Source organism: Paracoccus sp. (in: a-proteobacteria), assembly GCF_039808215.1.
In the GTDB taxonomy this organism is placed as follows: Bacteria; Pseudomonadota; Alphaproteobacteria; order Rhodobacterales; family Rhodobacteraceae; genus Paracoccus.
Window position 1 is genome coordinate 1 of the sequence record NZ_JBDHSP010000107.1, and the last position, 6736, is coordinate 6736.

Below are 6736 nucleotides of genomic sequence, written 5' to 3' on the forward strand. Positions count from 1 at the left end.
CATCGTTACGCTCCACCTGCCGGATACCTCTGACACCTACCCCGGCCGCCCGGTCAGGGCAATTTTTCGAGGTGCCCCAAAGTGTGGATCGGCATGGAATGTTGACACTGGTCGGATGGTCGGATCCGAAGTCGGTTTCGAGGTAGACGCCCGAGCAGTCGAACGCGACGGCGGCCGCGGTGGCGCCGTTGTTCATGGAGAGCCGTGGCGCCAGGAACTGGTACGCGGCAGGCAAGTCGGCGGCGTCCTCCTGCTGGAAGACCGCGCCGCTCACCTCGTCGACCACCCGCACCCACATCGAGGTCGAGTTCGGCGAAGCGGCGATGAAGAGCGTCAGCACGCCGCCGGCGGCGATGGCGACGGTAGGCGTGTTGATTACAGTCGTGCCGTCAGCGCCGGGCGTGCGGGTCTAGCCGAAGTGCCGCTGGTGCCAATCGAGGCTGATGGCGCCTATATAGACGTTTTCGTCGAGTCGTTGCGGCTGAAGTAGGCGCGTCGCTTCGCCACGACGTTCCACGGCCTCGTCTACCTCTTCGCCCGGCTCCGCCTGAGTACGGTCGTTCGACTGGATCGCGCTGAGGAAGCCGGCAAAGCCCGCCTTGGCTCGGGGATCGCGCCGTAGTCGGCGCAAAGCGTACCCGAAAGGACCTACGCCCGTCAGCCGCAAAGGGGTGACTGGTCGAGATTATCAGGCGCACCGATGGCGGTTTCGGTCGTCCAGTCCAAGCGCTGGGTCATCGAGCGCACCTTCGCCTGGGCCTGCATCAACCGACGCCTCGCTCGCGACGTCGAGCGCGCCGCCGAGACTGTGCGAGCCCTCTTCCAGATCGCCATGGTCAAGCTCATGGCACGCCGGATCGCACGCTACAGGGACTTCTGAGTCAGACTCTAAAGATTGCGTGAAGAGCCTGCATTGTGTTATCTTAGCTATAGTTCTTTTTGACGGCCCGCGACTTCAGCATGGAGGCGTCGATGACACCGCCCCTCTCGTCTGCGCGCTATTTCGTCGAGGAAACCTTTCGCATCGCGTCCTGGCGTGACGAAGAGCCCCCCGCCCTGACCCTTCCCGCCGGCAGCGCCCGCACACTCAGCCGGATGCTGCTCAAGAATCCGGTGATGTCGGGCGAGCGCACGCCGGACATGCAGCTGCGCCTCTTCGGGCCGAGCGACAGCGCCGATCTGGACGGGTTGCGGGCCGAGGCGGCGGGGCTGCTCGTGTCCGGTGCGCTTGCGCTCGGGATGTCCGGCAAGCTGGATCACGACCTCGCCCGCAGGCTGGTCCTGACCGCCTGCGCCGTCGATGCCGAAAGCCTGTGGCTGAAAGGCGGCCTTCTGGGCGACCGGCCGTTCGACCCGGACGTGAACATCCCGCCCAAGTTCCTTGAACCCATCGACGATTTCATCATGCGCAACTGCTTTGCGGGCGTGCTCGGGGCGGTGCTGGAATTGGGGCGTTGGGCGAACTCTGCCGCCTCGTCGGACGCGACCGGGATCACCGGGCTCTCGACCAAGAAAATCTGCCCCGGCGGGTGGCTGACGATCCAAGGGTCGGGCTTTGGCGCGACGCAGCCCGCAGGTACCCTTGTATATGTGCCCAAGCGCGGCGGCGGCTGCCGCGAGGCGCAGGTCCAAAGCTGGAGCGATACGGCCATCACCATCGTTGCGCCCTCCGACATCGGCCCGGGCTGCGTGGGCTTTGTCCGAGGCGGCAGCTTTGTGCCCTTGCAGAATGTAACGGGCGAAATGATCGCCTGCTTCGGTGCGGTCGGGCATGTCTGGGGGCGCGGGTTCCAGAAGGTCAACTTCGCGCTGGCCCCCTGCCCGCCCTGCCTTGCCGGGGACATCAACCGGATCGAGGAAGCGGGCGTACCCGACATTACGACGTTCCGCTTCATCCCTGACTCGGTTCCGCAGAACGGCCAGACGGCGCTCAACTGGAACGTGCTGAATGCCGATCAGGTCACCATCACGGGGATCAGCGGCAATGGCCCGGTCCTGACTTTGCCCTTTCCCCTGCCGATGGCGGGATCGTTGCCCCTGACCATCAGCGGTCTGGCACCGGTCCACGGCGTCTATCGCCTCACCGCCATCAATTCATGCGGCAGCATCTCGGCCGAGGCCACCATCGACATGACGGCCCGCCCGGTCCTCAGCGTTACGCGGATCGAGGTGGTGCAATCGATCCAGAGGGCAGACAATTCGGTGCGGCTGACCGCGAACCGGCAGACTGCCGTCCGTGCCTTCATCGACAGCGGCCTGACCGACGGGTTCAATTTCGGGTCCGGCCCGAACCGAGTGACCACGCTAAAGTCATCTCTGATTGCCGAGAACCTCGACACCGGTGCGATGACGAATTGCGGGCCGCCCTGGGGCGGGTCGGGCGTCGCCGTCCCCTCGCCCAACCGCGACCTGTTGACGGATTCCACCAACTTCGACGTGCCGCCGTCGGCCTGCACCGGCAATGTGCGCTTCCGGGTGGTGGCCGAAGTGCCCGGCCCGATCGGCGCGCCGCCGGTCGCCTGGACGGCGGGCACCACCACCGTTGCGTTCGAGGCGAAGGCGCAGCAGACGATCCTGCCCTTCCTGATCAGCGACCCGCTCGTGACGGTCGCGCAGCCGACGCTTGCGGGGTTTGCCGCCGCCATGGCCGGGCCCGCCGAACAGCAGCCCTTCGCATTCGGCGGCTTCACCTTCAACCCGGCCATCCCGATCACGCTCGCCGCGTGGGAGAGCCTGATGCCGGGCACGGTCCTGTCATGGGAACGGCTGATCGCACGGCTGACGACGATGGTGTTCCTGTTCTCGTCCCAGCCCACCGGCGGCGTCCGCGTCGGGGCGGTGCCCGCCGAACCTGCGTATCCCTGGGGCGGCATGGCCCTGCCGCGCGCGGGCCTGACAGTGCCGTCGATGATCGCGCGGGAAGGGGCAGGCAACGAGGATCTGTGGGTCCATGAGCTTGGCCACGCCTTCGGCCTGCTGCATATGAATTGCGGCACGCCGGGGCGGCAACCTGCGGGGCCCTTTGACGGGCGGCTTGTGCTCACCATCAGCGACCCGGGCGTCAACGTCGTGCGGCGCACGATCCGGCCCGCGATGTCACCCGAAGCGATGACCTACTGCAACCCGCCCTGGCCCTCGGTCGAGCACTGGGACCATTTCTACAACTCGGTCCCCATCAGCTGAACGGAGGACGGATTATGCGCGCATTGACCTTCAGCGGCATCTGGGCAGGAGAGACGTTCGAACTGCTGCCCGGTTTCATCGTGGACTACGACAACACCGACAAACCGCCGGAACCCGGCAAAGGCATGACTCTGGTCGTCGAGGCGCTGGCGGTGGGCGGCCGGCCGGTCGCGACCACGCATGTGGCCATCAGCGACCCCTGCGCCTATCCGGCGGCCGACAGTTTCGGGCGCGCGGCGGCGCGGATGGCGGTCGGCTGCGTCGCGTTCCCGGAAGAGGCGCAGGGGCTGCGCATCCTCACCGACGGGCGCATCCTGCTGGAGCGTCAGGCCAAGGACGCCCGCGATTTCAAACCCGCGGTGACATGGCCCGAGACCCTGACCAAGGGCCGCGTGGCCGTCGCGTGGGAGGGCGAGGGCGACGATCTGGCCGCAGTCCTTGGCTATTCCGTTGATGAAGGACGGTCATGGCGGCCCTTGTCGCTGCCCACCAGCGCGCGGGTGATCGAGTTCGATACCGACGGCCTGGCCGGGTCTGACGGCGGCCTGCTGCAACTCAGGGTCAGCAACGGGCTGCACTCGGTCGAGGTTCTGTCCGCCCCCTACTCTGTCCCGCCCAAAGGCTGGCGCCTCTGGCTGATCGCACCCGCACCCGCCACATCCCACCCCGGCGACCGCGCTGTCCACCTGATGGCGCAGGCCTGGCATATGGAAGAGCACGCCCCGGGTTTCGACAGCATGACCTGGTCGTCGTCCCTCGACGGCGCGCTCGGCGAAGGTGCGGCGATCCTCGCCACCCTGTCCCCCGGCACGCACACCCTGACCGTAACGCGCGGCGATCTGTCCGCGGAAACCACGGTGGAGGTTGTGGGGGCAGAATGAAGCGGCCCGCATCCTCCCTGCCGTCCCCGGCCGAGCCCCGTGACCTCACCCCTGGTCACGCGAGACAAGATGGAGGTCCCGGATCAAGTCCGGGACGGCAAAGGTTCTGCTGCTTGCGCCCCTGGCGAACCGCACCCGTCCCACCTTGATCGCCCTCGCGATCATCGACCCGCTGATGCAGCGGTACATGACAAGGCCGAGCGCCAGGGGCGGTAGGGCGGCGGCGATCATCACCGCCGCCGCCCTCTCCCATTGCACCCCCCGCCCGAGGTAGCGAAGAAGAACGAGGCACCCACCGTTACCAGCACGGCGTTCTGCGCGGTTAGCATCAGGCCGAACAGGAATTCTTTCCAGGCGATGATGAAGCCAAAGACAAAGGTGGTCACAAAGACGGGCCGACACAGGGGCAACACGACGCGGCGCAGACCAGAGGCAGGCGCGCGCCGTCCAAGCAGGCCACCTCATCCATCTCCATCGGGATGTCGGACACCGCACGTCGAGCTCGCGTCCGACAGGCCGGCGGCGCTACGATGGCGTCATGAGGTCATCCTCCGAGCTCGGGATCGGATGAGGCGACGCCGTTCATGGCTGCATCTCAGGCGGGGGCCCACGGGCGGCTCAGTAGTCCGTCTCGACATAGACTCCGGCGCAGTCGAAAGCGACGGCGGCGGCTGTCGCGCCATTGTTCATGTAGAGCCGCGGCGACAGGCACTGCGTCGCGGCTGGCAGGTCGGCGGTGATCTCCTGCTCGAAGACGGCGCCGGAAACCTCGTCGACCACCCGCACCCAGACCGAACTGCCATTGGGCGCTGCCGCGATGAACAGGGTCAACACCCCACCCGTCGCTATGCCGAAACTCGCGCCCATGTCGGTCAGCGTCGGGGCCCCGGTTCCATCGTTCGCGACCAGTTGCCAGCGGGTGTGCGTGCCGCGCTGGAAGCCGATACCGATGCAGTTGACGACCGCGGCAAGCGTCAGCGTGGTGGCGAGCGCCGCAGTCGAGCCGTAGAGCCCGAAGAACCCCATGCCGGTTGCCTGCAGGGTCGTCAGCGAAATCCGCGTGACGAAGGTCCAGCCGCCAAGGCTAGCCGCGTTGCCGCGCCAGCAGGCCCAGCCGGCGGAGCGTTCCTCGGCCGCCGCATCGGCGGTGGCGGCACTAGTCACGCGCCAGCGACGCATAGAGGTCGAAAGGTTCGTCGTGGCGAGCGTCGGCGTGGCAACAGTGCCGACGGCCGTGCGCGGCATGCCGTTGGTGTTGACGGTCGTGCCGGTGGACGGCGCCCAGGTCGCGATCCGGTTGACCCCGAAATGCGGCTGCAGCGGGAAGAACCGCCCCGAGGGGCGCTGAACGTCGAGCCATCCGGCCCCGGCACGGTCTCGCGCATAGACGGCGAGCTTGCCGCTCGGCGGTGGGGCGGGGACGGCATCGAGCGCCGGAAGCACCACGGGCTCGTACATCTCGATCCGACCGGTAGTACGGTCGATGCGGATCGCCTCGTAGAAGGCCGTGCCATCCGGGCTGACCTTGAAGCTGAAATCGTCGCTGCCGAGAAGGCCGATCAGTGCGCGCGCCGACCAGTTGGTCTTGAACGCGAAGCTGGCATCGTTGGCGGGCGCAGCCTTGTTGACCGTCGCCTCGATCCCGGCGCCCGCGTTGTTCAGGAGCACCGCGGGCGTGTTGACGGAGAGACGGTTGTAACTGTCGGCCGTGGCCCCGCCGAGGCCCAAGAGCTACGCGGTCAGGTTTGCTTGCGGCATGCCGACCTGCGTGACGGCATTGGCGAAAGTGACCGTCGGCGTGTTCACGACAGTCGTGCCGCCCGCCCCGGCGGTTGCCGAGCCGATGTTGACGACCGTGGTCGATCCGGATGCGCCGCCGGTTCCGAGGTTCACGGTCTTGGTGACGCCGGTGGTCGTCGCCCCGGTCCCCAAGCCGTAGGTGGCGGTCGTCGTTGCCGTGCCGATCGATGCGCTGGCCGCCGAGACCGTCACGGTCCCAGATGCCGTCAGGGTCCCAGATGCCGTCAGGGTGCCGGAGAAGGTCTTGTTGCCGGTGAAAGTCTGGGTGCCCGCGAGGATCGCCAGTTCCGACGAGGTGTTCGGCAGCGTGAAACTGCGCGTGGTCCCGGCGCTGATCCCTGCCAGAGAGATGGTCGCCTTCTTCGTCAGATCGGCATCGTTGACGAGGCTGAAGACGGCATCCGACACGTCGCGCGGTTCGCCCACCACCTGCCAGGCGCTGCCGGTCCAGACCAGGAACAGCCCCTCGGCCGCGACCCAGACCAGCCAGCCGGTTCGCGGCACCAGCCGGATCCACGCGCCATCGACCCAGAAGGCGATGTTCAGGTCCCACCCGGCCCAGAGGCCGGTGGCGCCGGAGGCCACGAGGTGCCGGTCGCCATCGGCGGGACTGGCCGGGGGCGTGCTGCGCGTGCGGTCGAGGACCGAGAGCTGCACCATGGCGTCGATGAGCCGCAGGGCCTCGTTGTGGGTGACGTGCTTCTGCGCCTGCGCCGCAAGGATGTAGGGCAGCAGGAGATGGGTCGTGGCGTCGGACATGGATTGTCCCTTCAGAATTGGAGGGTAACGGACGCGGGCGTGCCGCGGCCGAGGCGGTTTGAGAGCTGGTAGATGCGGATCGCCAGCGTCTGGCCGGGACCGAACGGCGCGCC

Annotated in this window: 4 protein-coding genes and 2 pseudogenes; 3 read left to right on the top strand and 3 right to left on the bottom strand. The window is 67.4% G+C overall.

The annotated features are described in order from the left end of the window. Window positions 1–340, bottom strand: a pseudogene (locus WMK75_RS17700) (hypothetical protein); the annotation flags it as partial. Window positions 341–700: 360 nt separating this feature from the next. Here WMK75_RS17700 and WMK75_RS17705 point away from each other — a divergent pair. From WMK75_RS17705 to WMK75_RS17715, 3 genes are all read left to right on the top strand, one after another. After that, the gene (locus tag WMK75_RS17705) at window positions 701–880 is read left to right on the top strand and encodes a hypothetical protein (protein ID WP_347268909.1); all 180 of its coding nucleotides are present in this window, start codon (window positions 701–703) and stop codon (window positions 878–880) included. A 308-nt stretch (window positions 881–1188) separates the two neighbouring features. Beyond that, the gene (locus WMK75_RS17710) at window positions 1189–3183 is read left to right on the top strand and encodes a hypothetical protein (RefSeq protein ID WP_347268910.1); all 1995 of its coding nucleotides are present in this window, start codon (window positions 1189–1191) and stop codon (window positions 3181–3183) included. Between the two features lie 14 nt (window positions 3184–3197). Next, window positions 3198–4064, top strand: coding sequence for a hypothetical protein (locus WMK75_RS17715; RefSeq protein WP_347268911.1), 867 nt, complete (start codon window positions 3198–3200; stop codon window positions 4062–4064). Between the two features lie 45 nt (window positions 4065–4109). On the opposite strand, the gene WMK75_RS17720 is transcribed toward WMK75_RS17715, so the two are convergent. Together WMK75_RS17720 and WMK75_RS17725 are read right to left on the bottom strand one after the other, a co-directional pair. Next, complete coding sequence (locus tag WMK75_RS17720; RefSeq protein ID WP_347268912.1) at window positions 4110–4295, bottom strand: hypothetical protein; 186 nt, start codon at window positions 4293–4295, stop codon at window positions 4110–4112. Between the two features lie 387 nt (window positions 4296–4682). Beyond that, window positions 4683–6623, bottom strand: a pseudogene (locus WMK75_RS17725) (DUF2793 domain-containing protein). Between the last annotated feature and the right edge of the window lie 113 nt (window positions 6624–6736).

Bases quoted from the DNA above. Each gene is read 5' to 3' on its own strand.
- WMK75_RS17715 (WP_347268911.1), top strand. From the start codon at position 3,198: ATGCGCGCATTGACCTTCAGCGGCATCTGGGCAGGAGAGACGTTCGAA.
- WMK75_RS17720 (WP_347268912.1), bottom strand. From the start codon at position 4,295: ATGATCGCCGCCGCCCTACCGCCCCTGGCGCTCGGCCTTGTCATGTAC.
- WMK75_RS17705 (WP_347268909.1), top strand. From the start codon at position 701: ATGGCGGTTTCGGTCGTCCAGTCCAAGCGCTGGGTCATCGAGCGCACC.